The sequence below is a fragment of the Leisingera daeponensis genome (genome assembly GCF_019801465.1).
Lineage (GTDB): Bacteria > Pseudomonadota > Alphaproteobacteria > Rhodobacterales > Rhodobacteraceae > Leisingera > Leisingera daeponensis_A.
The window spans coordinates 16,567-41,472 of record NZ_JAHVJA010000015.1 but is presented as its reverse complement, the minus strand read 5'-3'; the positions used below and the strand labels follow the sequence as shown (position 1 = coordinate 41,472).

Sequence of the window (24,906 nt, the reverse complement as noted above, 5' to 3'; positions counted from 1 at the left end):
GGCAACTCAATTTCCGCCGATCAGGGCTGTCACCGGTTTCTCGAATTCATCCAGCATGTCCAGCGTCTGGTCCGGTATGGCATCGAATTTCGTGGTTCTTTCAAAGCTCTCCAGAACTTTGCGGCCTTCATTGCCTTGGTCCATACTGACCAGCGCTGCCTGCAGCGCCGAGGAGAAGGCTGCGGTTGTTCCAGGGGACACGCTGACCACATGGCGGGGGATGCTTTCGGTTTCCAACAGCACTTCGAGGCTGCCGAAGTCATCGCCAGCGCGCCTTTTCAGCCCCCTCAGCGACATGGCACCGGCGTCCACCAGCCCGCGCAGCACCCATTCGATGGTGTTTTCGTCGTCCCCGGAAAACACATAGCCCGTGGCATCCGCAGGCCGCTCCGCACGCGGGCCGCTCATCGCAGCCAATTGCACGCCCTGGGTTGCGATCGAGTGCCGCGGCAGGATGTAGCCGCTGGACGAGAATGCCTCTTCAAATGCGATGACCCTGCCCTTCAGGTCTTCCAGCGATTGGATGCCGCTGTCCCGGCGGACAAAGACGACAGACCGGTATTCGGCGACACCCTTTTTCCACCTCCGCGCCACCAAACGGCTGCCGCATCTTGCCCGGACCGCAAGCGAGACAAGAGGGCTGTCAACAAAGACATCGACCTCTCCTCTGCTCAGCAATTCCGCCATATGGGCAATGTTCCGGGCAATTCTGACTTCGCCTGCCGTGATCCCTTCCTCCTGGAGCTGCGCTGCCAGGTATTCGGCAAAGGGCAGGAAAATACGGGTTTCCTTCACTGACTCGTCGCTGATTGTGCCGATGACCAGGCTGCCGGCCGCGGCAGCATGACTGAACAGCAGGCCAAGGCAAAGAATGGCTAAGGGGACTGCATTCTTGAGGTTCAAGGGGCTATTCCTCTCATTTCTGCAGACAGCACAAGGCAAGGAATTGAATACCGCATACTGCGCGGCCAGGAAGGCAAAGACTAAAATTCTCAGCTTTTCTTGCGGGGATACCCAGGCTTTGAGAGTACCCTGAAAAGCTGAATCATTCCTTTATCTTTCTCCAACTGAGAGACTTTTCCGGTTGCGCAGGCCGGAAAGCAACGCGCCCCGCTCAGCCTGCGAACAGGCTTTCCGTCAGGCTCCGGGCGCTGTTTGCAGCGGCCTCCCCGTGCAGCGGCCAGCTTTGAGTAAGACCCTCGAAGATCAGCGAAAGATCCAGTTCTCGGTCCTCGATGCCGGCGGCCCTGGCCGCCCTGGACGCGACTTCGGCCTTGTGGTGCTTCAGCAATTCCCGAAGGCGCTCGTTCTGAGGCGCAGCTGCAACGGCGGCATGAAACAGGCAGCCGCGCGGCGCCTCCTGCGCCATCCATTGCGCAATCCGGCTGATAATCTCTGCAAGCGCGCCCGGACCGGTGTCCGGCAGCCCCCCGAAGATGTGCTCCAAGTAGCGGCGGTGGCGGTGCTCCAAGGCGCTCAGAACCATGTCGTCGCGGGACGGCGTGTACTTGTAAAGCGTGCGCATGCTGACCCCGGCGGCCTCTCGCAGAGTCTCCACGGCCGGTTCGGCAAAGCCGAACTCGACAAAGGCCTGTTCCAGGCCGGCAGCAATTCTGGTGGCGGTGTCGGTCATGCTTGACTGTGTAGAACGATCATTCTACCAAGGCAAGTAGAATGATGATTCTACAGAAGGCGGATGGATATGCTGAGCGACAGAATGAGCGGCGTGGTGCTGACCGGGCACGGCGGGCCGGAAAGGCTGGAATGGCGCGATGACCTGCCTGTTCCGCGGCCGGGGCCGCGCGACGTGGTCGTGCGGGTGCGGGCGGCGGCGGTGAACAACACCGATATCAACACCCGGACCGCCTGGTATTCGAAAGGGGAGGGAGCCGCGGATGACGCAAGCTGGTCCGGCAAGGCGTTGGAATTTCCCCGCATCCAGGGCGCGGACGTCTGCGGGGAAATCGCCGCGGTCGGTGCTGAGGTTGACCCCGGCAGGATCGGGGAACGCGTCCTGATCGAACCCTGCATCCGCGAAGCGGACGGGGAGGTTCTGGAAACCCCCTGGTACTTCGGGTCCGAGTGCGACGGCGGTTTTGCCCAATATGCGCGGGTTGCCGGCCGCCATGCCCACCCTGTCAGCAGCAGCCTGACGGATGCTGAGCTGGCCTCCTTTCCCTGCTCTTACTCGACCGCCGAAAACATGCTCACCCGGGCGAATGTTCAATCCGGCGAAACGGTTCTGGTGACCGGCGCCTCGGGGGGCGTGGGCTCGGCCGCCGTGCAGCTGGCGCGCGCCCGCGGCGCCACCGTGATCGCGGTAACCAGCCCTGCCAAGGCCGGCGCCCTGCGCGATCTTGGCGCTGCAAGGACGCTCAGCCGTGAGGATGATGTGGTTGCGGAACTCGGCGCCGACCGGGCCGATGCGGTGATCGATCTGGTGGCAGGCCCGAAATGGCCGGCCTTGCTGGATGTGCTGCGCCCGGGCGGGCGCTATGCGGTCGCAGGCGCAATCGGCGGCCACACGGTCGAGCTGGACGTGCGCACACTCTACCTGAAGGATCTCAGCTTCTTCGGCTGCACGGTTCTGGCGCCCGGGGTCTTCGCCAATCTGGTGGCCCGTATCGAACGCGGCGACATCAGGCCCCTGGTCGCGGAAACCTACGCTCTGGCGGACATTGCCAAGGCACAGGAAAGCTTCGGCCGAAAGGGTCATACCGGCAAAATCGTTCTTGCGGTTCCCTGAAGGCTGCGATCCTTCGCGCCCCGGATCGCAGCCAAGGCCCGCGTGCAGCCGGGGTCCCCGCGGCCTCGCCGCCGCTAGGCAAGATCTTCGCGGAACCTGCCGCCGCTGACCCGCAGCAGGGTCCCCGCCTCTTCCTGCGCATCCTGGCTGTCAAGCGCTTCCAGCCGCAGCCCCTCGTGCGCATACACCGGCGACCCTGCTGCGGCCATGCCCCTGAGCCTGGCAAGCAGCGCCTGTTTCTTGCGGACCTGATGCGGCTGAAAGGAGTCGAACTGACGGGGCGTGATCGCAGCGCCGGCGGTCAGCCCCCCGGCCTCGCAGGCGGCACGGAAAAGCCGTTCGCCGGCTTCCGTCCGCGTGATCACCCCGTTGAACCCCGCGTCTTCGCCCTCCGGGCTGGCGCCGGGCCATATGTCCGCGGCTGCAATATCCGCGGCTTCGCCCAGGGCGTCGGGACAGATCTTGCAGCGGGTCTGGATACGCCACCCGCTTTCGTCAGCCCACATCTCGCCATAGGTTTTTTCAAAGGCACGGCCGTCGCGCGTTTCGATCCGGGTCGGCCCCGGATTGCCGTGGCCCCGGTAGCGGAACAGCGTGACATCCGCTTCGGACAGCCCGTATTCGTCCAGCACGGCCTGCGATTTGCCCAGATCCGAAGCGCCGCCGCACACCATGGCAAGCACCGCCACCAGGTTCCGGGCCAGCCGCCGGTCGGATTTGGCAAGCTCGCGCAGCGCGCCGGCATCGCAGGGTTTCGCGACAACGGCGAAAGGCACGTCCCGGTCCAGCGCCGCGCGCAGCCCGGCCAGCGTGTCGCTTGGCCCGTAGCGCGACCCCGCGCGCTCCAACAGCTGGCCGGGCGTTTCACTGATGCACCAGCTGCTGCGCATCGGCGCTTCCGGGCTGGCGGCGCAATGCAGGATGAAACGCGCCTCGCCGGACCGCAGAAGCTGCGCGGCCAGCGCGGTCAGGACACCGCCGGTTGCCGCCCGGAACCGGGTGTCCGGATCGCCGGCCCAGGCTTCCTGCATCCGGTGAAAGCCGCCCCAGACCGCATCCGCCAGCGGGGCAGCTTCGCCGTTGGCGCGGGCAACCGCGCCCGGGCAGGCCTGCAGGATCGCGTCATCGGACCCTGATCCGGTCCGCGACGGGCGCAACCGTCCCTGCGGCGTGTAGCCCATCTTCCATTGCTCGGGCGCCAGCGCCTCGCACAGCCCGCAACCGATGCACAGCCCGGCTTCAACAACCTCTTTCACAGAGCCCGGCGACCGCATGCCCCTGCTCCTTCCGCGCTAGGAGGGGACCAGTCCTGCACGGAGGCGGTGCCCGTGCAGGTGGTCGTAATGCGGTTTCATGCGGCGGTGCACCCGGCGCACCCGCTCCGGCGTGTCCTGCAGATCGATGTATTTGCGCTTTTGCGGCGTGAGACCGGTGGATTTTGCGAGGTTCGCATGGAAGGAGCCGCCGTCCCACCAGCTGTGGGCGGAAGGGTCGCCCCCGGCGTCCCAGCTCAGCGCTTCTTCGATGAAGGGGATGCCGACAGCCTCACAGAAGGCCCGCGTCATCTCCGCAGGGTTTTCCAGCAGGTCGTCGCTGTCGATCACCGGCGGCGGCGTGCCGTTCAGCGCGGTCAGCAGGTCGAACAGCGCACGCTGCTCGGGAAAGCCCACTTCCAGCTCGTCAAAATCGGGCCACTTATGGTGCATCGAGGTGATTGTCTTGGCCGGATCGCGGATCAGGAAGGCATGGGTGAAATGCGACAGGAACTCCGGGTTCCACATGTGGCTGATGTAATGCGGAAAGTCCTTGATGAAGACCGGCCCGCAGCGGGCCCGCTCCCGGATGCCGTCCCAGACGCTTTCCAGGGTGAGGCCGGGCGTGGTCTTCGCGCCCGCCCTGAACCGCGGCCAAAGCGGGTCCTCGCCCTGATACCAGGCCTCGCCGAACGGCTCGTGCAGGCAGTCCAGGTCTCCGCGCTGCCGCATCATCCATTCGAAGGCAGTGGAGGTGGAGCGGGGAATGGCCCAAAGGGCAACGATCTTGTGCATGGTCAGTCCTTCAGTGAGGAGAGCAGGCTGCCCTGTCCGGTTTCCGGCGCGAGGCCAAGGGTTTTGAAAATCCGCCAGTAAAGCGCGATGTCATGGCCGATGACCGGCTTGCCCAGGCGCTCCTCCAGCGCCGCGGCGTAATGGACCGGGCGCTGCGCGATCCCGTCCGCCGGGCGGCGGTAGTTGCTCATTCCGTTGATCAGGTAGGCGTCGGCATCGGGCGCTTGCTCGGCGGTGCGGTCGAAGGATCGCCAGATCAGCTCCTCGTCAAAGCACCAGATGCAGTCGTCGACCTCCTGCTGCGAGGCGAACCAGCCCTGGTCGTGGAAGTTTCCGGCCCAGACCACGTCGAACCCGGCTTCCTTCAGGAAATGGACGGTGCCCTTATACCAGCTGTCAGGATGGTAGCAGGCATTCAGCGCGACCTTCTCGACGTTGCTTGCGCGCAGCGCTTCGACCATTGCATAGCCCGCCATGTGGAACGGGGTCTCGTATTTGTCGCTCAGCATCTCGCAATGCCGGCGGATCCCTTCGACCCCCAGGCCGGAGGCATGCACCCAGTTCGATCCCACCTGCGCGCAGACATCGGCCCCGTTGTTCGCCATGCATTCAAGAAAATCCTCGAGCATGCCGAAGTTCTTTCTCCGCTGGTCCAGCCGGTGCGCATAATCGGGCACATGCAGCATCCAGCCGTGGACGCCGACGCTGCGCGGCGCCATGCGCAGGAAATCCGAAGGGGCCGCATCGAAGTCATGCGGCGGGCAGGTAAAGCCGACCTGATGCGGGAAGAGCTTTACCCTGGGGTCCGCCCATTTCCGTGGTTTTTCGTAATCTTCCATGCTGCAATCCGCCGCTCGATAAGGGTGTTCCGCATCCGAGCTTCTTTCGGTTCCACCCGTTTTTCCATTGCTTTTGCGTCCATGGTATCATATCGGAAATGATATGTCTGGCAGGAAATACACCCTCCCATCCTTCAACGCGCTTGCCGCATTCGAAGCGGTGGCCCGCCTGCAGGGGTTTGCCCGCGCAGCGGAGGAGCTGAACACGTCGCAACCCGCCATAAGCCGCCATATCCGCAACCTTGAAATCCGCTTCGGCACCCTGCTTTTTGATCGCAACAGCTCGCCCGTCCGCCTGACTGGAAAGGGCCAGCAATTCTATGCGGGTATGGTTCAGGGCCTCGACGTGCTGCAGGACACAGTCCGCGATCTGGCCCGGTCCGGAAACCTGGTCACCCTGGTCTGCTCCCATTCGGTGTCGCATCTTCTGCTGATGCCGCGCCACGGGCAGTTGCGCAAGGCGCTCGGCCCGGAGGCGGACCTGCGCCTGCTGACGGCTGAATACAACCTCACCCGGTCGGCCATCGATACTGGCGCTGATATCGTGTTCGAATATGCCCAGGTCCCGCCGTCCGAAGCGCATGTCGTGGTCTGCGAAGAGGAAATCAAACCGGTCGGCACGCCCGAAGTGATCGATCAGGCCAAGGGCGCGCTGAACGGGGCCTGTGCCCCGCCGCCGCTTCTGGAACTGAGCAAGGACAACTACGGCTGGATGAACTGGCGGGACTGGCAACGGGCGCATCCCGGCTTCGGCGGCTGGCAGGTCGGAGAGCAATTCGACAGCTACGTCTACCTGCTCGAAGCCGCCGCGGCCGGGGCCGGCCTGGGGCTGGGCTGGCGCAGCTTCGCCGATCCCTATCTCTCCAGGGGCTCGCTGGTGGAAATGCCGGTCAGCTGGCATTCAAGAAACACCCGGCTCTATGCAAAGCTCACCCGGTTCGGCCGCAGCAACCCGGCGGCGCAGCGCTGCCTCGGGCTGCTGGAAGCCGCCTTTCCGGCCGGCCGCGACTAGGGCCGGCGTCCGCTTGCGGCTGCCCGCACGCCGCAGGCCGTCACAGCTCCCGGTCCTGGCTCGGCGGCCGGCCGTACTGCAACCGGTAGGCACGGCTGAAAGCCTCCATGTTGTCATAGCCGCACTCCGCCGCGATATCCCCGACGGCCAATATCGTGTTGCGCAGCATGTCGCGGGCCTTGGCCAGCCGGAGCTGCATGAAATAGGTCGTCGGCGAGCAGTGAAGATACCTGTTGAACAGCCGGTTGAATTTCCACACCGGAACCCCCAGCGCGCCCGCCATTTGCGAAATCCGCATCCCCCGCGACAGGTTCGACTGCATGATGGCCACCGCATCGCGCACTTCCTGCGGGACGCTCTGCGGGATCGCCTGCGGCACCCAGCCCGCCACCGGCGGATCATAGGTGAGAATTTGCGCCACCCGCTGCGCCAGGCGCCGGCTGGAGAAATGCGCAATCAGGGCCAGCGTCATGTCCAGCGTCGCGACCCCGCCCGCGCTTGAGAACCTCGGCGGCGAAAAGTCGAACATCCGGTCCACGAACAGACTGTCGGGGAACTGCCGGTGAAAGCCGGCAATGGCTTCGGGATGCGCGGCCGCGGGCCTGACCCCAAGCAGCCCGGCCCGGGCGAAGACCAGCGCCCCCGTATCGACACAGCCCAGCAGGCACCCCTTCCGGTCCAGGCGGCGCAGCCAGAACAGGGCTTCGGCCGTCGACGACCGCTCCGGCTTGTATGAGGACAGCAGGATGGCGGCATCCGGGACCTCCCCGTTTAGGGCGGCGGTGTCCAGCGGGATGCCGCTCGACGACTGGCAGATGCCGCCCCGGTCCGAAACGGCCCGCCATTCAAACCTCTGCCGCCCCAGTTCCCGGTTGGCGACCCGCAAGGGCTCCGTGATCAGTGTGAGAGACAGGATCGGAAAGCCGTCCGCCAGGTGGAGTGCAAGTTGGACCATGGCGGAACTGTACTTTGCCGCAAGGTTTACGTCATCTGGTATCAAGCGGATGCGCTTTGCGGACCCTATGCTCAATCCATACAAGGGAGGTTCGCACATGAAGGACACGGAACGGTACCCAATCACACCCGACTTCGACGGCTGGCCGGTGACGGTCCCGCCCGTGGCGGCTCGGCCGGAAGACGGCGCCCTTGCGGTGGAATGGGCTGACGGTCAGGTCAGCCGCTATCACCCGTTTTTCCTCGCAGAGAATGATCCCTCGCCGGATACGCTGCACCCGCTGTCGCGGGAAACCACGCTCTCTCCGCTCGACCTTCCAGAAGACCTGGCCGCTGTCTCCGCAGACATCGAGCCGGATGGCACAATCGCGGTGCAGTGGTCCCACGGCCGGGCCGCCAGCCGCTTCCATCCGGGCTGGCTGCGCGGCAACGGCTGGTTCGGCGGCGAACCGGAGTCCGCTGCGGAGGTGCTCTGGACCGCCGCGGAGCAGCCCGAACCGCCGACCTTTGACGGACCGGAAGCCCTGCGCGACCCTGCGCTCTTCCTGGCCTGGCTGACGGCACTCAGGGATTACGGTGTGGCCCGGCTCGAAAACCTCCCCAGTGAGGACGGTCTGCTGATACGCATCGCCGAACGGGTCGGTCCGGTGCGCGAGTCGAATTTCGGGCGCATGTACACGCTGGAGATCAAGGACGATCCGGACAGCAACGCCTTCACCTCCGCGGCCCTGATGCAGCATATCGACATGCCGACGCGGGAGTGCCCGCACGGGCTCCAGTTCCTGTTCTGCCGCGGCAACACCACCAGCGGCGGCGAGGGCATCTATGCCGACGCCTACCGCATCGCCGCCGACCTGGCCGCAGAAGAACCCCGGCATTTCGAGGCGCTCTGCGATATCCGCTGGACCTACAACAACCGCTCGAAGACCAGCAGCTACAAGGCCACCGGCCCGGTGATCGAACGCAGCAGGACCGGCCGGATCACCGGCATCCGCTACAACACCTGGCTGCGCGCGCCGCTGGTCGCCCCGCTGGCGGAGCAGGACCGGGCCTATCGCAGCTACCGCGCCTTCACCGCGCGGGCGCAGGATGCGAAGTGCCAGATGAAATTCGCCTACAAGCCCGGCGATCTCCTGGCCTTCGACAACCGCCGCGCGCTGCACGGGCGCAACGGCTATGACGCCCGCGGCGGCACGCGCTTCATCGAAGGCCTCTACTCGGACCGGGACGATCTGCATTCTGCCATCCGGTCGCTTGAACGCTCGCTCTCCAAGGGAAAGACATCATGAACATTGCAGCCAATGCCCCCCCCGCCTCCTGCAGCAAGGCCGAATGGCAGGCCCGTGTGGAGCTTGCCGCCGTCTTCCGCATTCTGGCCCAATACGGCATGTCCGACCTTGCCAATGGCGCCGCAGCAGCCCGCGTGCCGGACCAGCCGGACCACTACCTCGTCCACCCCTACGGCATGTTCTGGGAGGAGGCCACCGCATCGGCGATGATCAAGATCGGCCCGGATGGCCTGCCCGTGGACCCCGACGGGCCATGGCTGAACGACGGGGTGCAGAACCTGTGCCAGTGGATCTTCGGCTCCCGCCCCGAAACCATGTTCTTTGTGCACGGCCACGAGGAAGAGGTCATGGCGGTCGGCTCCATCGAGGATGGCCTGCTGCCCCTGAACCAGCCCGCGGTCTACCTGGGCAACCTGACCGGGTACATCGAATACGAGTTCGACGAGGACGACGCCTTCGGTGAGCATTTCGTGCAGACCCTCGGCCGGCACCAGATCCTGATCAGCCGCAATCACGGCTATTACGCGCTTGGCACCACCGCGGCCGAAGCGTTCTTCCGGGCCTATTTCCTGCGCCAGACCTGCTCCACCCAGATCAAGACCCTGTCGATGGGACGGGATCTGCACCTCATCGAGCCGCAGAAGGTCGCGCACTACCAGGACCAAATGGCAAAATCCGCGCATTACAATTACGACGGCAAGACCGAATGGGCCGGGCTGATCCGCATGCTCGACAGGAACAGCCCGGACTATGCACTGTAGCCGCGCCTGCCGCCCGGACCCGGCCAGCCGGGGCGCCGGGGCGCCGGGGAAGACTCCGGGCGGGCCGTCCTACTCCGCAGCCTGCCGGAACGGGCGCCGCGACAGCAGTTCCGCGATGTCAGGCCGGCAGGAGCCGCAGTTCGTGCCCGCCTGCAAGGCCGCGCCAACATCGGCAACGCTCATCAGCCCGCCGCTTTCGATAGCGTGCAGAATGGTGTTGGCCCCGACGCTGAAACAGGCGCAGACCACCGGGCCGGGATCGGGCCGCCCCGCCGCCGGAATGCCGGTCAGAACCTCCGCCGCGCTGCTGCCCGGCACTCCTGCCAGATAATCCCGGCGCACCGCCACCGGCTCCGGCGCGGTGAACAGCGCCGCCATGACTTTGCCATCCTGATGCAGCGCCAGCCGGGCAATGCCCTTGCGGCGGTCCGTCATCACCTGCGCTTCGGCCTCCGGCAGAGCAAACAGGTCCCGCGCAATCGCCTCAAGGTCCGCCAGCGGGGCCAGCCCGGCCAGTTCCGCCCGGTACCCGGCGCCGGTCCGTGCCACCGCCCAGTACTCCGTCCGCGGCGCCATCGGGCGGCAGGAGACGGCAAACCCGTACCAGGCAGCCTGCCAGCGTTCCGCCGCAACAACGGCCCCCTTGCTTTCGGGCTGCCCCGAAACGGGGTCGGTGGCGGCGGCGACGAGGGTGTCAATGCGCGCCGAAGGGGCGGTTTCCCCGGTCCAGTGGATCGGCACGAACAGGTCGCCGGGCTGCACGTCTGCAGTGATCCGGGCGCGCAGGATCGCCTGCCCGTGCGGGCTGCTGAGGCGCAGCAGGTCCGCGGGCTGCACCCCCAGCCGCCGGGCGTCCTCCGGGTGAATGTCGGCAAAGGGTTCCGCCAGGTGCCCCGACAGGCGCGGCGCTTTGCCGGTGCGGGTCATCGTGTGCCACTGGTCCCGGATGCGGCCGGTGTTCAGGCGGAACGGATAGCGGCGGTCCTGCGCAGCAGCCGGCGGGCGCCAGCGGACCGGCAGCATGCGGGCCTTGCCGTCCGGGTGAAAGAACCGCCCGTCCGCAAAGAAGCGCCCGCCCTGGCGTTTGCGGCTCACCGGCCAGCGCACCGGGGCGAGCCCTTCGTAATCAGAGTCGGACAGACTGCTGAGCCCGGAAATGTCGAAATCCAGCCCGAAGCTGCCGGCCAGACCGGACAAGGCCGCATGTTCGCGGAAGATCTGCGCAGGAGACTGATAGTCAAACGCCGCGCCCCAGCCCATGCGCCGGCCCGCATCGGCCAGGATGTCCCAATCGGCGCGGGCCTGGCCGGGCGGCGGCAGGACGGCGCGCTGGCGGCTGATGGTGCGGTCCGAGTTGGTGACGGTGCCGTCCTTTTCCGCCCAGGCAGCAGCGGGCAGCAGCACATCCGCCAGCCGGGCGGTGTCGGTGGCGGCGGTGACGTCGCTGACCACGGTAAAATCGCAAGCCTTGATCGCGGCGGAGACGGCATCGGCCTCCGGCATGGTGACGGCGGGGTTGGTATGGATGATCCACAGCGCCTTCAGCCGCCCCTCCCCTGCCGCGCGGAACAGGTCGACCGCCTTCAGCCCCGCCCGCTCCGGCATCGCCGGGGCGCCCCAGAACTCCTGCACCGCAGCCCGATGGCTGCTGTTTTCCAGATCCATGTGGCAGGCCAGCATATTGGCCAGCCCCCCGACCTCGCGCCCGCCCATGGCGTTGGGCTGGCCGGTCACCGAAAACGGCCCGCAGCCGAGCTTGCCGATGCGGCCGGCGGCCAGATGGCAATTCAGGATGGCGTTCACCTTGTCGGCGCCGGAGGTGGACTGGTTCACCCCCTGGCTGAAGATCGTCACCACCTTTTCGGTGCGCATCCACAGATCGCAGAACGCTGCGATTTCAGCCTCCTCCAGCCCGGTCACCGCGGCATCGGCGGCAAAGGCGGCTTCCAGCGCCGCGCCCAGCCCCTCCACATGCTGCAGGTACTCCGCATCCAGCGCCCCGCCCTCATAAAGCGCCGCCAGCAGCCGGTTGAACAGCGCCGCATCGCTGCCTGCCCGCAGCTTCAGATGCATGTCCGCCTGATCGCAGCTGGCAGTGCGGCGCGGGTCGATCACCACCAGCCGGGTGCCGCGTGCCTCGCGCGCCGCCAGAATGCGCTGGTACAGAACCGGGTGGCACCAGGCCAGGTTGGAGCCCGCCAGAACGATCAAATCGGCCTCTTCCAGATCCTCATAGGTGCCGGGCACCGTGTCGGTGCCAAAGGCGCGCTTGTGCCCCGCCACGGTGGAGGCCATGCACAGGCGCGAGTTGGTGTCGATATTGGCCGAGCCGAGGAAGCCCTTCATCAGCTTGTTGGCGACGTAATAGTCCTCGGTCAGCATTTGGCCCGACAGGTAGAAGCCGACACTGTCCGGCCCGTGCTGCTCCACCGCCTGCCGGAACCTGGCGGCCACCAGATCCAGCGCGCTGTCCCAATCGGTCTCCTGCCCGTTCACCTGCGGCGCCAGCAGGCGGCCCTCCAGCCCCAGGGTCTCTCCCAGCGCCAGCCCCTTGGAGCAGAGCCGCCCCCGGTTGGCCGGATGCTCCGGGTCGCCGCGCACTGCCAGCCCGCCGGCGCCGTCCGGGCGCAGCAGCACGCCGCAGCCGGTGCCGCAATAGGGACAGGCGGAGCGGACCTCCTGGCAAGCTGCAACCGCCATCACGCGGCGCTCCGCTTGCCGATGGCATCGCCGTCAATCAGCAGGCGGCCGCTTTCGACGCGCACCGGGTAGGTGCCGATCCGGCCCTCGTCCGCCCCCTGCGCCTGGCCGGTGTTCAAATCGAACACCCAGTTGTGCAGCGGGCAGGTGACACTCTGGCCGTGCACGATCCCCTCGGACAGCGGGCCGCCCTTGTGCGGGCAGCGGTCGTCGGCGGCAAACACCTCCGCCGCGCCGGTGCGGAACAGCGCAACGCAGCCCACGGGGGTTTTCACCACCCGCGCGCCATGCAGCGGGATGTCTTCGATGTGTCCGATGTCGATCCAGCTCATTCCGCGGCCTCCAGTGTGAGATTGGCAAGCGGCGCGTATTGCGCCCGGGTGGCGCTGTCCTGCGCGTGCTCCGCCCAGGGGTCCTTGCGGTAGACGGACTGCGACAGCTCGAACCGCTCCGCCAGCGCCCTGCGGTTCTCCGTGTCGTCCACGATCTGTTCCTTGACCCAGTCGAGCCCGACCCTGGCCAGCCACTTGTAGATCCGGTCCAGATACCGGGCATTCTCGCGGTAGATCTGGGTCATCGCCGAAATCACCTCGATCGCCTCCTCCTCGGTTGCCACCTTGCACAGCAGCTCAGTGCCCTTGATCTCCATGCCCGCAGCACCGCCGACGTGGATCTCGTAGCCGCTGTCGACACAGACCACGCCGATGTCCTTGCAGGTCGCCTCGGCGCAGTTGCGCGGGCAGCCGGAGACCGCGAGCTTCAGCTTGTGCGGCGTCCAGGACCCCCACAGGTGCTTTTCCAGCTTGATGCCCAGCCCGGTCGAGTCCTGGGTGCCGAAACGGCAGTGATCGGTGCCGACGCAGGTCTTCACCGTGCGCAGCCCCTTGGAATAGGCATGGCCCGACACCAGCCCGGCCCGGTTCAAATCTGCCCACATCGCAGGCAGGTCCTCGCCCCTGACGCCCAGCAGGTCAATGCGCTGGCCGCCGGTCACTTTGACCGTCGGCACGTCGTATTTGTCCGCGGCATCGGCAATGGCGCGCAGCTCATCCGGGGTGGTGATGCCGCCCCACATCCGCGGCACAACGGAAAACGTGCCGTCCTTCTGGATGTTGGCGTGCTTGCGCTCGTTCACGAAACGGCTTTGCGGGTCGTCGCGGTACTCCAGCGGCCAGTCCGCCAGCAGGTAGTAGTTCACCGCCGGGCGGCAGACATGGCAGCCGTTCGGGGTGGTCCAGCCAAGCTCCTGCCAGACCGCGGCCTGGCTCTTCAGCTCCTGAGATTTGATCAGGCGGCGGACGTCTTCGTGGCTGAGATCGGTGCAGCCGCAGACCGGCTGCGCCTGCGGCATCTGGAAGTCGTCGCCCAGCGTCACTTGCAGCAGCTGCTCCACCAGCCCGGTGCAGGTGCCGCAGGAGGCGCTGGCCTTGGTTGTGGCGCGGATGGCGCCGAGGTCGGTGGCGCCGCTTTCGATGGCGCTGGTGATCTGACTCTTGCAGACGCCGTTGCAGCCGCAGATCTCCGCCTCAGGCGGCAAGGCTGCAACGGCTGACAGAGGGTCCGCGGAGGCGCCCCCCTGGAAGGCCGGGCCGAAGATCAGCGTCTCGCGCATGTCCTCGATATCCGTGCCGTCCTTGATCAGGCCGAAGAACCAGCTGCCATCGGCGGTGTCGCCATACATGACGGCACCGATCAGCCGGTCGTCCTCGATCACCAGCCGCTTGTAGATGCCGCGGGCCGGGTCGCGGAACACGATATCCTCGCGGGTCTCGCTCTCGGCAAAGTCGCCCGCGCTGAACAGGTCGCAGCCGGTGACCTTCAGCTTTGTCGCCAGTTCCTTGACGACGAAGGCATTCGGCTGGCCCAGCAGGCTGTCCGCCAGCACCTTCGCCTGATCATAGAGCGGCGCCACCAGACCGAACAGATGGCCATCGAACTCCACGCATTCGCCCACCGCATAGATATCCGGGGCCGAGGTCTGCATCTGCGCGTTCACCTCGATGCCGCGCGCCACATCCAGATGCGCGTCAGTGGCCAGCCGGGTTTCCGGGCGGATACCCACCGCCATCACCACCAGATCGGCCCCCAGCGTTTCGCCGCTTTCCAGCAGTACCGCCCGGGCGCGGTCCTCGCCCAGGATCGCCTTGGTGGCGGCCTGGGTCTTCACGGTTATGCCGCGCACCTCCAGATCCTTGCGCAGCAGGTACCCCGCGGCCTCATCCAGCTGGCGCTCCATCAGGTGGCCCATCAGGTGCAGCACGGTCACATCCATGCCGCGCTCTTTCAGCCCCGCGGCCGCTTCCAGCCCCAGCAGGCCGCCGCCGATCACCACTGCCTTGCCTCCCTTGGCAGCGGCCTCGATCATCGCGTTGGTGTCATCCAGGTCGCGGTAGGAGATCACTCCCGGCAGATCATGCCCCGGCACCGGGATGATAAAGGGCGCGGATCCGGTGGCGATCACCAGCTTGTCATACGGCACATGGCCGTTCTCGCCCTCGACCACTTTCATCTCGGGATCGATCTTCACCACATGCTCGCCGAACCGGCAGGTAACGCCGTGCTCAGCGTACCACGCGTCGGAATGGGTGACGATCTCCTCATAGGTCTTCTCGCCCGACAGCACCGGGCTCAGCATGATGCGGTTGTAGTTGCCGCGCGGCTCGGCGTTGAACAGGGTGATGTCATAGGCGCTAGGGTCCGCGTCGAGCAGATGCTCGATCACCCGGCCAGAGGCCATGCCGGCCCCGATAATGACGAGTTTCTGGGTCATGGTCTCACTCCGCTGCAATCTTGTCTGCGGCCGGTTTGGGGGCCGGCTTGGCCCCGTGCTCGTATTCCTCCAGGAAATCGAGCACCTCCTGCCGGTAGGTGTAGTAATCCGGGTGCTCCAGCAGCGCCTTGCGGGTGCGCGGGCGCGGCAGGTCCACGTCGGTGATCCTGCCGATGGTGGCTTGGGGTCCGTTGGTCATCATCACCACCCGGTCGGCCAGCAGGATCGCCTCGTCCACGTCATGCGTGACGCAGATCGCGGTCACCTTGGTGCGGCTCCAGACCTCCATCAGCACCTCCTGCAGCTCCCAGCGTGTCAGGCTGTCGAGCATGCCGAAGGGTTCATCGAGCAGCAAAAGCTTGGGCGACAGCGCAAAGGCGCGGGCGATGCCGACCCGCTGCTGCATGCCGTTCGACATGGCGTTTGCGGGCTTGTCCATCGCATCCGCCAGGCCGACGCGCTCGAGGTAGTATTCCACCACGTCCTGCCGCTCCGCCTGCGACGCCTTGGGGTAGACCTTGTCGACGCCGATGGCGCAGTTCTCCCGCGCGGTCAGCCAGGGGAACAGGTTGGGCGACTGAAACACCACCGCGCGTTCCGGGTCGGCGCCCTCCACATGGCGGCGGTCCAGCTTGATCGCCCCTTCGGAAATCGCATTCAGCCCCGCCGCCATCGTCAGCACGGTGGATTTGCCGCAGCCCGAATGGCCGATCAGCGAGATGAACTCGCCCTTGTTTATCTTGAGGTTGAAATCCTCAACCACCGTCAGCGGCCCCTTCGGGGTCGGGTAGATCTTGTGCAGCTGCGAGAAGTCGAGGAAGCGCTCCTCGGTCATGGTTTTCGACGCCTCGGCCACCGCCGCGGGCAGCCCGTGGATCGGGGTCACGTCCGGCAGGCTGCGGGAGCCTTCGACGCGGGCGGCGATGCCTGCGTCCATCAGGCAGGAGGTCACCTCGGCGCGCAGACGTTTGAAGCTGTCATTTGTGTTCATGGCAGAGCGGTCGCGCGGGCGGGGGATGGAGACCTGGAACGCCTCGCCCAGGGTGCCGTCCGGATTCAGCGCGATGATGCGGTCGGCCAGCAGGATCGCCTCGTCCACGTCATTGGTGATCAGCACGCAGGTCTTCCTGTCGGCCTGCCAGATCGCCTCGATCTCATCGGCGAGGTTTGCGCGGGTCAGCGCATCCAGCGCCGACAGCGGCTCATCCAGCAGCAGCACCTCCGGGTCCATCGCCAGTGCGCGCGCCACGTTGACCCGCTGGCGCATGCCGCCCGACAGCTCCGCCGGGCGCCGGTGCGCAGCGTGGCTGAGACCGACCATGCCGACATAGTGATCCACCTTGGCCTGTTTTTCGGCACGGGCCATGCCGGGGAAGATCGTGTCCACCGCCAGCGAGACATTGCCGTTCACCGTCAGCCAGGGCATCAGCGAATAGCGCTGAAAGATCACGCCGCGCTCCGGACCGGGGCCGGTGATCGCCTCGCCACGGTAGGTGACCGAGCCGCTGGAGGGCTGGTCCAGCCCGGCCATCAGGTTGATCAGCGTGGTCTTGCCGGTGCCGGAAAAGCCCAGGAGCACCAGAAACTCGCCCTCCTGAACCTGCAGGTTGATGTTTTTCAGAACATCGGTGCGGGCGGTGCCCTCGCCAAAGCTCTTGGAGACGTTTTTGAACTCAAGAACGCTCATGGCGGATCACCGGTTGTTCGTGAAGGTAAACAGCGACTGCAGCGCGAACATCACCCGGTCCAGCAGGAAGCCGATGATGCCGATGGTCAGCACCGCAACGATGATCTTGGCCAGCGACTGCGAGGAGCCGTTCTGGAATTCATCCCAGACGAATTTGCCCAAGCCGGGGTTCTGCGCCAGCATCTCGGCGGCGATCAGCACCATCCAGCCTACGCCCAGCGACAGCCGCAAGCCGGTGAAGATCAGCGGCAGCGCCGAGGGCAGCACCAGCTTGGTGATCTTGGTATAGGTGTTCATTTTCAGAACCTTGGAGACGTTGACCAGATCCTTGTCGATGGAGGCCACCCCCAGCGCGGTGTTGATCAGCGTCGGCCACAGCGAACACAGCGTCACGGTGATGGCGGAAACCAGGAAGGATTTGGCGAACAGCCCGTCATTGCTGGCATAAAGCGCCGAGACGATCATGGTGACGATCGGCAGCCAGGCCAGCGGCGACACCGGCTTGAAGATCTGCACCAGCGGGTTGATGGCGGAATTGGCCACCGGCGACAGCCCCGCCAGAATGCCCAGCGGAATGGCCACTGCCGATGCGATCAGGAAGCCGAAGAACACCGTCTGGATCGAGGTCCAGATCTGCTGATAGTAGGACGGCGCGCCGGTATAGGGGATGTCTTTCACCCGCTCGGGCTGGCCGCGGTCGATGAAGCGCTGATTGCGGGCCTCGACCTTCTCGTAGTGGGCGCGCTCCTTGACGGCCTTGGCCTGGGCGTCCTGATGCAGGTTGACGGCCTCGGCCCAGACCGCGGCGGGGCCGGGAATGGCACCGAGCGAGGTCTGCACCTTCGGCGCCAGGCTGCCCCACAGCAGCAGAAACGCGGCGATGGCAATTAGCGGCACCGCCAGCAGGCGCCAGATTTCCTTTATCTGGGCACGGGGGTTGTCGCCGGCGGCGGCCTTCAGAACCGGGGTGATCCAGGCCAGGCCAAAGACCTGGAACCAGGCATCCAGCTTGTTGATCCGGGTAAACAGCCGCGCGCGGCGGGCGTCAGAGCTGAGCGTGTCGGGGTCGGCGGTGGTCATAACTGGGTCCTTTTCGGGGAATGCTGCAGCCGGGCGGCGGCAGCGGCCTTGGCTGGCCGCGCCGCGCGCCTGCCAGGGGTCAGCCCTGTACGGCGCTGCCGACGACGGTCTGGCCGGCTTTCAGGCCGATCGGCAGGCTGTCGATATAGGCGTTGGGGGTTTTGCCATCGAAGGGGATGCCGTCGATGATGTCTTCGGCCGGGGTCGGCGCTTTGTAGCCATCGCTATCCCAGGGGAAGTCGGCGGCATCGGCAAGTCCTTCATCGACCAGCATCTTTGCCGCTTCCAGGTAGATTTCGGGCTTGTAAACCGAACGCGCGACCTCGTCATACCAGCTATCGGGCTTGGCCTCATCGATCTGCCCCCAGCGGCGCATCTGGGTCAGGTACCAGACCGCGTCCGAATAGAAGGGATAGGTGGCGTTGTAGCGGAAGAACACGTTGAAGTCCGGCACGTCGCGCTTGTCGCCCGGCTCGTATTCAAACGTCCCGGTCATCGAGTTGGCGATCACCTCCGGATCGGCGCCGACGTAATCGGGACGCGACAGGATCTCGACCGCCTCGGCGCGGTTGGCGTTGCCGTTTTCATCCAGCCACATGGCGGCGCGGATCAGCGCCTTGACCACGGCACGGGTGGTGTTGGGGTTTTCCTCGGCGAACCCGGCAGTGATGCCGAACACCTTTTCCGGGTTGTTCTTCCAGATTTCGTAATCGGTGATCACTGGCACGCCGATGCCCTTGAACACCGCCTGCTGGTTCCACGGCTCGCCCACGCAGTAGCCGGAGATGGTGCCCGCCTCCAGCGTCGCGGGCATCTGCGGCGGCGGGGTCACCGACAGGAAGGCCTCGGCGGCGATCTGGCCGGTCACGTTCTCGGGGGAGTAATAGCCGGGGTTGATGCCGCCCGCGGCCAGCCAGTAGCGCAGTTCATAATTATGGGTGGAGACCGGGAACACCATGCCCATGTTGAAGGGCTTGCCCTTGGCGTTGAAGTCCTCGATCACCGGCTTGAGGTAGGAGGCAGAGATCGGGTGCGCGATCCTGCCATCCGCGTCCCTCGGCAGGTTCGGCTTCATCATCTCCCAGACCTCATTGGACAGGGTGATGCCGTTGCCGTTCAGATCCATGGAAAACGGCGTGATGATATGTGCCTCGGTACCATAGCCGATGGTGGCGGCCAGCGGTTGGCCCGCCAGCATATGGGCGCCGTCCAGGGTGCCGTCGATGACGCCGTCCAGCAGCACTTTCCAGTTGGCCTGCGCCTCCAGCGTCACGAACAGCCCCTCGTCGTCGAAAAAGCCCTGCTCATAGGCCACCGCCAGCGGCGCCATGTCCGTCAGCTTGATGAAACCGAAGGTCAGCACGTCCTTTTCCAGCTCCAGCATGTCAGCCAGGGCCGGGGCGGTCAGCGCGGTGGAGCCTGCGAGGGCAAGGATCAGGGTCTTCATCGGGTCGGTTTCCTTTGTTTGCTGCGTCCGGGGCAGAAGCCCGGACAGAAAAAAAGCCGCTGACGCGCACCGCCGGGAGGAGTGGCGGTGGGTCGAGCGGCTTTGCTCAGTGAAACCCGGTCTTCGGGATAATTCTCAGTCAGGCTCCGTTGCCTGTCTGACCTCAGACTGCCGGAAGAACCGGGCGGCGCCAAAGGTTTCTTCGCTGTCGCAGCAAACTTTTCTGCACTGCGGCGTCAGATGCCGGAAAGCTGCCTGCTTTTTCATCAACCCGCGGCCAAGGGATCAAAAACGCGGCCATCGAAGAACCGGTTCGGCAGCAGGCTGAGGTCATCCGATTCTCCCGCTGCCAGCAGCGGGGCGCCGATCGCGCCTTCCAGTTTCGAAGAGGCGCCGGGCAAATCCGCGCCGGTCCCGCGCAGGGCATCGCGGTACAGATCGCTGCGGAACACGCGCCCGGCCATTGCCAGCGCCGCCGCGCGGTCCAGCCCGTTCCGGTCCGCAAGCTGCAGCGCGATCCATTGGGCCTGGCTGCGCCAGGGGAAGCCTGCAGCGCCATCGTGGAAACCTAAGAAGTCCGCCGCTTCGCGCTGCAGCCCCTGGGCGGTGACCGTGAATGACCCGGAGAGCGCGCGCTCGATGATTTCGGCGGGCAGGTCAAGATAGCGCCGGGAGGACAGGATTTCCGCCGCCAGCCCGCGCGAGGCCGGATCGGCCAGCCAGCGGCCCGCGCGCCACAGCGCCCGGATCAGACGGCCGGCCAGGCCGGGTTCCGCGTCCGCCCAGGCGCTGCGGACCGCCAGCACCTTTTCCGGCGCAAAGGACCAGATCGCCCGGCCCGGCAGCAACAGCGCCCCTGCCCCCTGCTCCACCGCCATCGACCCCCATGGCTCGCCGACGCAGAAGGCGTCGATCTCCCCGCAGCGGATGGCCTCGGCCATCAGCGGCGGCGGCACCGTGCGGATGCCGATGTCCCGGGGCATCTCCGCCCCCAGCCCTTTCAGCCAGTAAGTCAGCAGTTCGGCATGCATGGAGAAGGGAAACGGGACGCCAATCCGCAGATCCGGACCTGCGGCGGCAAGCAGCGCCCTGCCCGCGGACACGGCGTCATCAAAGGCAAAACTGTGCCCGGCGCCGGCCAGCCTGCGGGCCAGGGCGCTGCTGACCCCGATCACCGTGCCGTTGACGGACAGCACCGACAGCACCGACAGGGGCGCGCTGGCGCCGCCGAGGCCAAGCGCCGCGGCCACCGGCACCGGCGACAGCATCTGGGCGGCATCCACCTGGCCGAAGGCCAGCATGTCCCGCAGCGACGACCAGGACGGCGCGCGGTGCAGCTCCAGCGTCAGTTTCTCCTCGGCGGCAAAGCCCATTTCCTGCGCCGCAATCAGCGGCGCCGCATCGGTCAGCGGGACATAGCCGGCGGGGATCCGCGTCACGCTCATGCCAGCAGCCCCGCCGCCGTGACCAGCGCCTGCGCCACCTCGGCGACGCGCTTGTTCTGGTCCATCGCCGCCTTGCGCAGCAGCGCATAGGCCTCATCCTCGCCAATGCCCCGCGCCTTCATCACCATTCCCTTGGCACGGTCGATGACCTTGCGCTCCTCCAGCGCGCGCTTGGCTTCGGCAAGCTCGGTGCGCATCCGCTGGAACAGGCGGAACCGCGCAATGGCGGCATCCAGCACCGGTTTCAGCCGGGCGGGCTGCAGACCGTCGACCACATAGGCCGACACCCCCGCCTCCACCGCGGCGGCGGACAGCCCGTCCTCGCTGCGGTCGGCGAAAATGGCCACCGGCCGGTCCTTAGGGCCGGACGCCAGCGTCAGCTCCTCCAGCACATCGCGGGAGGGATTGGCGATATCGATCAGCACCACATCCGGGTCCCGCATCTGTATCTGACGCGCCAGGCCCGAGGGTTCCGAGATCACCTGAATGTCGAATTCGCCGGCATCCCGCAGCCCGTCCACGATCATGAACGCGCGTTCGCGGTCTGTTTCGACGACAACAATGGACAGGGCATCCGGCATGGCCGGAGCATGGGTTGCGGCGGAGAATGCTGTAAAGGCCCGGCACGCCGGGCGCCCGCCCGGAACCCTGCCGGCGCCGCTTTTTTAAGCACGCCGTCCAATCTTTCGGCTGAAGAAAAGGCGCCTCGCGACCGGCTGGCGCCTTCCATCCGCTCCAGGCCTGGATGCTCGAGCTCCTCGAAATCGGGATATGGCCAGGCTATTCGCCGAAATGCCGCGCCAGTACCTTCCGGGCGGTGTCCAGATATTCGTTCTGCCGCTCAGCAGTCATCCTGTCCCAGGTGCGGTAAACGTGGCGCAGGCGGGGGTGTTCACGCAACTTTTGCGCATTGCGCGCAAGGAAGTCCCAGTAGAGCGGGTTGAACGGGCAGGCGTCCGCGCCGGTCTTGCGCTTCACGTCATACCGGCAGCCGGCGCAGTGGTCTGACATCTTGTTGATGTAATTGCCGCTGGCGGCATAGGGCTTTGATCCCAGCAGGCCGCCGTCGGCAAACTGGCTCATGCCGATGACATTCGGCGCCTCGACCCATTCATAGGCGTCGGCATAGACCGCCAGATACCATTCATGCACCTGAAACGGATCGACCCCGGCCAGCAGGGCAAAGTTTCCCGTCACCATCAGGCGCTGGATGTGATGCGCGTAGGCCTCTTCTAGGGTCTGGCTGATGGCGGCAGCCAGGCAGGCCATGCCGGTTTCGCCGGTCCAGTAGAATTCCGGCAGGGGGCGGGTGGCCTCAAGGAAATTCTGATCGGTATAGCCCGGCATGTTGAGCCAGTAGATGCCGCGCATGTACTCGCGCCAGCCGATGATCTGGCGGATGAACCCCTCCGCCGCGTTGAGCGGTGCGCGCCCCTCGAAATAGGCGCGCTCGACCCGGCGGCAGACCTCCAGCGGCTCCAGCAGGCCTGCGTTGATGTAATGCGACAGGACCGAGTGGTAGAGGAACCGCTCGCCTTCCAGCATGGCGTCCTGATAGTCGCCGAAATCCGGCAGCGCCTGTTCCACGAAGCCTTCAAGCGCCTCCAGCGCGCCGGTCCGCGTTACTGCGAACCAGAACGGGCGCAGGGTGCCGAAATTGCCGCCAAAGCGGGCGTCAACCAGGTCCAGAACCTCCTCCGTGATGCCGTCGGGCGTGGTTTGCAGCGGGCGCGGCAGGAACATTCCACCGCTCGCGGGTTTGCGGTTTTCGTGGTCGAAGTTCCACTTGCCGCCCTCCGGCTGACCGCCATCCATCAGCAGCCCGGTCTCGCGGCGCATCTCGCGGTAGAAATACTCCATCCGCAGCTGCTTGCGCCCCTCGGCCCATTGCTGGAATCGCTGGTGGGAGCAGAGAAAGCGGCTGTCCTGCCGCATGTCCAGTTCGACGCCCGCCTGTTCGGCCCAATCCAGCAGCGCGGACTTCAGCCGGTGTTCTCCGGGCTCCGTAACCACCACCCGCGCCTGCGGATGGTCCGTGCGCAGCCGGTCGATCTCGCCGGTCAGGCTGCCGGAGTTGCCGGGATCGTCCAGCCGCACATAGCGCAGCCGCCAGCCGCCGGCCTCCAGCTCTTGCGCGAAATGGCGCATGGCCGAAAACACAAAGGCGATCTTCTTCTTGTGGTGGCGGACATAGGAGGCCTCTTCCATCACTTCGGCCATCAGAAGGATGTCGCGCGAGGGGTCCGCGTCCGTCAGCGAAGGAATATTGCGGCTGAGCTGATCACCCAGGATGAGGATGAGATTGCCATCGGCAGCGGGTTCGCGTTCGTCGGTCATGCCGCGGCGCCCGGGCGGTTCATTGCGCGGGCCGCATGGTGGCGACCAGCTCGGCAACCTTGACGCCGAACTTGCGCATCTCGGCCCGGTTCATGATGACACCGTCCTCGGTCAGATACAGCCAGTCGGTGGCCGTCAGCCGGTGCCCGCCGGAGCGTTCCGGCAGGATGATCTCGTAGCTGAGGCGCACGGTGGAGCCGGAAACCGTGCCCTGCGCCTCTCCGACAATGTCATCCGCAGTGGCGGTGAAGCTGTTGCCGGGACCAAGGCTCAGGTGCCATTTGCGGCTTTGGCTGGTGCCGTTGGAATAGGTGAACTCCTCGCTCAGCGTGCCGGTATCCCCGTTCCAGTCGCCGACCATGCGGGCAGTGAAGCTGTTGGACATCCGGCCATCAGGCCCGAAGATCACCCCTTCGGAGCGGATCTCGCCCGAGAGGTGTTTGGTCAGGACGAAATCGGGGCCGGTGCCGGAATAATCTTCGGGTGCCTGCGCGCGGAAACTGAACAGGTAGCTGCGCGCAAAGGTGGCGAGAAGCAGGACCGCAAAGCAGATGGTGAGAAGTTTCATGCTGTTGCTCTTTCGGATGGCAGGGTCAGGGCAAAGGCGAAGGCGGCGGTTTTCAGGATGCAGGGCAGAACCGCATAGGACAGGGCAAGGGCGCGCAGCGCCTGCGGGCTGTTGTCCGCTCCGGGCCGGAACCCCTGCTGCTGCAAAAGCGGCAGCGCCAGCGCGGCGGCCAGCGCCAGCGCCAGCTTGCCCGCAAAGGACCAGATGCCGAAGGCGGCAGAGGCATTGAGGCCTGCGCGGGTCAGCGCGATGCTGAACATCGCGGGCAGCAGCACCATGTCAGCGCCAAGCGTGGCACCCGAGACCGCGCAGATCAGGGCAAACCCCGGCAGGCCGCCCGGACCCAGCGCCGCGGCGCCGGCAAAGCTGGCGATCGCCAGCGGCATGGCGATGAGCAGCGTCTGCTTCGCCCCGATCCGCCGGCTGAGGCGCGCCCACAGCGGCACGCTCAAGCCGGCGCAGAGGAAAAACAGAACCAGCAGCGGCCCGGCGTAGCCCGCGAGCTGCAGGCGGTCCTCGACAAAGAACAGAAACAGGGTGGAGGTCAGCGCCACCGGCAAGCTGTTCAGCACCGCGAGCGTCAGCAGGCGCAGCGCCCCGGCCTGTGCCAGGGCCATGGCTGACAACGGCTGGCCGGTGACCGCCGGGCGCCTCCAGACCGGCCGGGTCGCCGCCGCGGTGAACAGGGCAAAGACCCCAAGCACCAGACCAAAGACCGCGTAGCCTTGACCTGCGGCCCCGAGTGCCACCAGCACCGCCGGTGCGATGGCCGCAAAGATCACGCCGCTCAGCATCCCCGCTTCGCGGAAGGCCGCCAGTGTCAGAAGTTCTCGCGGGGTGGACTGCTTGGCCAGCGTGGCGCTGCGGCCGTACAGCAGGATCATGCCCAGACTGTAGGCCGAAAACAGCAGGAGCAGGACCAGCACCAGTTTCGCCACCGCCAGCGGCCCCGCCGTCAGCCCGAACAGCAGCGGAAATCCGATCGCCAGCCCGCCAGCAGCCGCCAGCGCGAACCACGGCTGCATCTGCGGCCAGCGGTCGATGGCCCAGCCGATCAGCGGATCCTGCACAAGGTCGAACAGGCGGATGGCCAGCAGGATGCCGCCGAGCGCGCCCAGCCCGATCCCGAGGTTCACCGAGGCAAACTGCGGCAGGTGAATATACAGCGGGATCCCCGCCGAGGCGAGCATCATCGCATAGAGGCTGACCCGGGGATACAGCAT

General features: G+C 66.1%; 21 protein-coding genes. 4 read left to right on the top strand and 17 right to left on the bottom strand.

Annotated elements, in window-relative coordinates:
* Positions 1-6 precede the first annotated feature (6 nt).
* Positions 7-903 carry a phosphate/phosphite/phosphonate ABC transporter substrate-binding protein gene (locus tag KUV26_RS21015; RefSeq protein WP_222509869.1) on the bottom strand — a complete coding sequence of 299 codons (897 nt, stop codon included), beginning with the start codon at positions 901-903 and terminating at the stop codon, positions 7-9.
* A 211-nt stretch (positions 904-1,114) separates the two neighbouring features.
* Positions 1,115-1,633 carry a TetR/AcrR family transcriptional regulator gene (locus tag KUV26_RS21010; protein ID WP_222509868.1) on the bottom strand — a complete coding sequence of 173 codons (519 nt, stop codon included), beginning with the start codon at positions 1,631-1,633 and terminating at the stop codon, positions 1,115-1,117.
* Between the two features lie 69 nt (positions 1,634-1,702).
* On the opposite strand from KUV26_RS21010, the gene KUV26_RS21005 reads away from it, so the two are divergent.
* Entirely contained in the window at positions 1,703-2,746 is a 1,044-nt protein-coding gene (locus KUV26_RS21005; RefSeq protein ID WP_261400029.1) for an alcohol dehydrogenase family protein, read from the top strand.
* A 74-nt stretch (positions 2,747-2,820) separates the two neighbouring features.
* Here the strand turns inward: KUV26_RS21005 and KUV26_RS21000 are convergent, their stop codons facing one another.
* The 3 genes from KUV26_RS21000 to KUV26_RS20990 are packed head-to-tail and all read right to left on the bottom strand — an operon-like array spanning position 2,821 to position 5,633.
* On the bottom strand, positions 2,821-4,020 hold the full coding sequence (locus tag KUV26_RS21000) for a Coenzyme F420 hydrogenase/dehydrogenase, beta subunit C-terminal domain (protein WP_222509867.1): 1,200 nt from the start codon (positions 4,018-4,020) through the stop codon (positions 2,821-2,823).
* Between the two features lie 18 nt (positions 4,021-4,038).
* Positions 4,039-4,794: a sulfotransferase family protein gene (locus KUV26_RS20995; protein WP_222509866.1), complete on the bottom strand. Its 756-nt coding sequence runs from the start codon at positions 4,792-4,794 to the stop codon at positions 4,039-4,041.
* 2 nt (positions 4,795-4,796) lie between these two features.
* The gene (locus KUV26_RS20990; RefSeq protein ID WP_222509865.1) at positions 4,797-5,633 is read right to left on the bottom strand and encodes a hypothetical protein; all 837 of its coding nucleotides are present in this window, start codon (positions 5,631-5,633) and stop codon (positions 4,797-4,799) included.
* Between the two features lie 103 nt (positions 5,634-5,736).
* Here KUV26_RS20990 and KUV26_RS20985 point away from each other — a divergent pair, with 103 nt between their 5' ends.
* On the top strand, positions 5,737-6,645 hold the full coding sequence (locus KUV26_RS20985; protein WP_222509864.1) for a LysR family transcriptional regulator: 909 nt from the start codon (positions 5,737-5,739) through the stop codon (positions 6,643-6,645).
* 40 nt (positions 6,646-6,685) lie between these two features.
* Here KUV26_RS20985 and KUV26_RS20980 read toward each other — a convergent pair whose 3' ends face one another.
* Positions 6,686-7,600 carry a GlxA family transcriptional regulator gene (locus KUV26_RS20980; protein WP_222509863.1) on the bottom strand — a complete coding sequence of 305 codons (915 nt, stop codon included), beginning with the start codon at positions 7,598-7,600 and terminating at the stop codon, positions 6,686-6,688.
* 97 nt (positions 7,601-7,697) lie between these two features.
* On the opposite strand from KUV26_RS20980, the gene KUV26_RS20975 reads away from it, so the two are divergent.
* The gene (locus KUV26_RS20975; protein WP_222509862.1) at positions 7,698-8,888 is read left to right on the top strand and encodes a TauD/TfdA family dioxygenase; all 1,191 of its coding nucleotides are present in this window, start codon (positions 7,698-7,700) and stop codon (positions 8,886-8,888) included.
* Complete coding sequence (locus KUV26_RS20970; RefSeq protein ID WP_222509861.1) at positions 8,885-9,649, top strand: class II aldolase/adducin family protein; 765 nt, start codon at positions 8,885-8,887, stop codon at positions 9,647-9,649. Before KUV26_RS20975 ends, KUV26_RS20970 begins: the two co-directional genes overlap by 4 nt.
* Positions 9,650-9,718: 69 nt before the next feature.
* Here KUV26_RS20970 and KUV26_RS20965 read toward each other — a convergent pair whose 3' ends face one another.
* The 11 genes from KUV26_RS20965 to KUV26_RS20915 all read right to left on the bottom strand — a co-directional run bounded on the left by KUV26_RS20965 (position 9,719) and on the right by KUV26_RS20915 (position 24,906).
* Complete coding sequence (locus KUV26_RS20965; RefSeq protein ID WP_222509860.1) at positions 9,719-12,349, bottom strand: nitrate reductase; 2,631 nt, start codon at positions 12,347-12,349, stop codon at positions 9,719-9,721.
* Positions 12,349-12,681 (bottom strand): nitrite reductase small subunit NirD, encoded by a 333-nt coding sequence (nirD, locus tag KUV26_RS20960; RefSeq protein ID WP_222509859.1) that lies wholly within the window; start codon positions 12,679-12,681, stop codon positions 12,349-12,351. The genes KUV26_RS20965 and nirD overlap by 1 nt, the downstream gene beginning before the upstream one ends.
* Complete coding sequence (gene nirB / locus KUV26_RS20955) at positions 12,678-15,119, bottom strand: nitrite reductase large subunit NirB (RefSeq protein ID WP_222509858.1); 2,442 nt, start codon at positions 15,117-15,119, stop codon at positions 12,678-12,680. The genes nirD and nirB overlap by 4 nt, the downstream gene beginning before the upstream one ends.
* A gap of 4 nt (positions 15,120-15,123) precedes the next feature.
* Entirely contained in the window at positions 15,124-16,806 is a 1,683-nt protein-coding gene (locus KUV26_RS20950; RefSeq protein WP_222509857.1) for an ABC transporter ATP-binding protein, read from the bottom strand.
* A gap of 6 nt (positions 16,807-16,812) precedes the next feature.
* Positions 16,813-17,886: an ABC transporter permease gene (locus tag KUV26_RS20945; protein ID WP_222509856.1), complete on the bottom strand. Its 1,074-nt coding sequence runs from the start codon at positions 17,884-17,886 to the stop codon at positions 16,813-16,815.
* A 79-nt stretch (positions 17,887-17,965) separates the two neighbouring features.
* A complete protein-coding gene (locus KUV26_RS20940; RefSeq protein WP_222509855.1) occupies positions 17,966-19,333 on the bottom strand; it encodes a CmpA/NrtA family ABC transporter substrate-binding protein in 1,368 nt (455 codons plus the stop codon).
* Between the two features lie 266 nt (positions 19,334-19,599).
* Positions 19,600-20,778, bottom strand: a complete 1,179-nt coding sequence (locus KUV26_RS20935; protein WP_222509854.1) for a CmpA/NrtA family ABC transporter substrate-binding protein — start codon at positions 20,776-20,778, stop codon at positions 19,600-19,602.
* Positions 20,775-21,359 (bottom strand): ANTAR domain-containing response regulator, encoded by a 585-nt coding sequence (locus KUV26_RS20930; RefSeq protein WP_222509853.1) that lies wholly within the window; start codon positions 21,357-21,359, stop codon positions 20,775-20,777. The genes KUV26_RS20935 and KUV26_RS20930 overlap by 4 nt, the downstream gene beginning before the upstream one ends.
* Before the next feature lie 199 nt (positions 21,360-21,558).
* Positions 21,559-23,115: a cryptochrome/photolyase family protein gene (locus tag KUV26_RS20925; RefSeq protein ID WP_222509852.1), complete on the bottom strand. Its 1,557-nt coding sequence runs from the start codon at positions 23,113-23,115 to the stop codon at positions 21,559-21,561.
* Between the two features lie 19 nt (positions 23,116-23,134).
* Positions 23,135-23,683, bottom strand: coding sequence for a DUF3833 family protein (locus KUV26_RS20920; RefSeq protein ID WP_222509851.1), 549 nt, complete (start codon positions 23,681-23,683; stop codon positions 23,135-23,137).
* A complete protein-coding gene (locus KUV26_RS20915; protein WP_222509850.1) occupies positions 23,680-24,906 on the bottom strand; it encodes an MFS transporter in 1,227 nt (408 codons plus the stop codon). The genes KUV26_RS20920 and KUV26_RS20915 overlap by 4 nt, the downstream gene beginning before the upstream one ends.

Excerpts from the sequence above, each read along its gene's own strand:
- KUV26_RS21010 (WP_222509868.1), bottom strand. The coding sequence starts at position 1,633 with ATGACCGACACCGCCACCAGAATTGCTGCCGGCCTGGAACAGGCCTTT.
- KUV26_RS21005 (WP_261400029.1), top strand. The coding sequence starts at position 1,703 with ATGCTGAGCGACAGAATGAGCGGCGTGGTGCTGACCGGGCACGGCGGG.
- KUV26_RS21000 (WP_222509867.1), bottom strand. The coding sequence starts at position 4,020 with ATGCGGTCGCCGGGCTCTGTGAAAGAGGTTGTTGAAGCCGGGCTGTGC.
- KUV26_RS20995 (WP_222509866.1), bottom strand. The coding sequence starts at position 4,794 with ATGCACAAGATCGTTGCCCTTTGGGCCATTCCCCGCTCCACCTCCACT.
- KUV26_RS20990 (WP_222509865.1), bottom strand. The coding sequence starts at position 5,633 with ATGGAAGATTACGAAAAACCACGGAAATGGGCGGACCCCAGGGTAAAG.
- KUV26_RS20985 (WP_222509864.1), top strand. The coding sequence starts at position 5,737 with ATGTCTGGCAGGAAATACACCCTCCCATCCTTCAACGCGCTTGCCGCA.
- KUV26_RS20980 (WP_222509863.1), bottom strand. The coding sequence starts at position 7,600 with ATGGTCCAACTTGCACTCCACCTGGCGGACGGCTTTCCGATCCTGTCT.
- KUV26_RS20975 (WP_222509862.1), top strand. The coding sequence starts at position 7,698 with ATGAAGGACACGGAACGGTACCCAATCACACCCGACTTCGACGGCTGG.
- KUV26_RS20970 (WP_222509861.1), top strand. The coding sequence starts at position 8,885 with ATGAACATTGCAGCCAATGCCCCCCCCGCCTCCTGCAGCAAGGCCGAA.
- KUV26_RS20965 (WP_222509860.1), bottom strand. The coding sequence starts at position 12,349 with ATGGCGGTTGCAGCTTGCCAGGAGGTCCGCTCCGCCTGTCCCTATTGC.
- nirD (WP_222509859.1), bottom strand. The coding sequence starts at position 12,681 with ATGAGCTGGATCGACATCGGACACATCGAAGACATCCCGCTGCATGGC.
- nirB (WP_222509858.1), bottom strand. The coding sequence starts at position 15,119 with ATGACCCAGAAACTCGTCATTATCGGGGCCGGCATGGCCTCTGGCCGG.
- KUV26_RS20950 (WP_222509857.1), bottom strand. The coding sequence starts at position 16,806 with ATGAGCGTTCTTGAGTTCAAAAACGTCTCCAAGAGCTTTGGCGAGGGC.
- KUV26_RS20945 (WP_222509856.1), bottom strand. The coding sequence starts at position 17,886 with ATGACCACCGCCGACCCCGACACGCTCAGCTCTGACGCCCGCCGCGCG.
- KUV26_RS20940 (WP_222509855.1), bottom strand. The coding sequence starts at position 19,333 with ATGAAGACCCTGATCCTTGCCCTCGCAGGCTCCACCGCGCTGACCGCC.
- KUV26_RS20935 (WP_222509854.1), bottom strand. The coding sequence starts at position 20,778 with ATGAGCGTGACGCGGATCCCCGCCGGCTATGTCCCGCTGACCGATGCG.
- KUV26_RS20930 (WP_222509853.1), bottom strand. The coding sequence starts at position 21,359 with ATGCCGGATGCCCTGTCCATTGTTGTCGTCGAAACAGACCGCGAACGC.
- KUV26_RS20925 (WP_222509852.1), bottom strand. The coding sequence starts at position 23,115 with ATGACCGACGAACGCGAACCCGCTGCCGATGGCAATCTCATCCTCATC.
- KUV26_RS20920 (WP_222509851.1), bottom strand. The coding sequence starts at position 23,683 with ATGAAACTTCTCACCATCTGCTTTGCGGTCCTGCTTCTCGCCACCTTT.
- KUV26_RS20915 (WP_222509850.1), bottom strand. The coding sequence starts at position 24,906 with ATGCTGTATCCCCGGGTCAGCCTCTATGCGATGATGCTCGCCTCGGCG.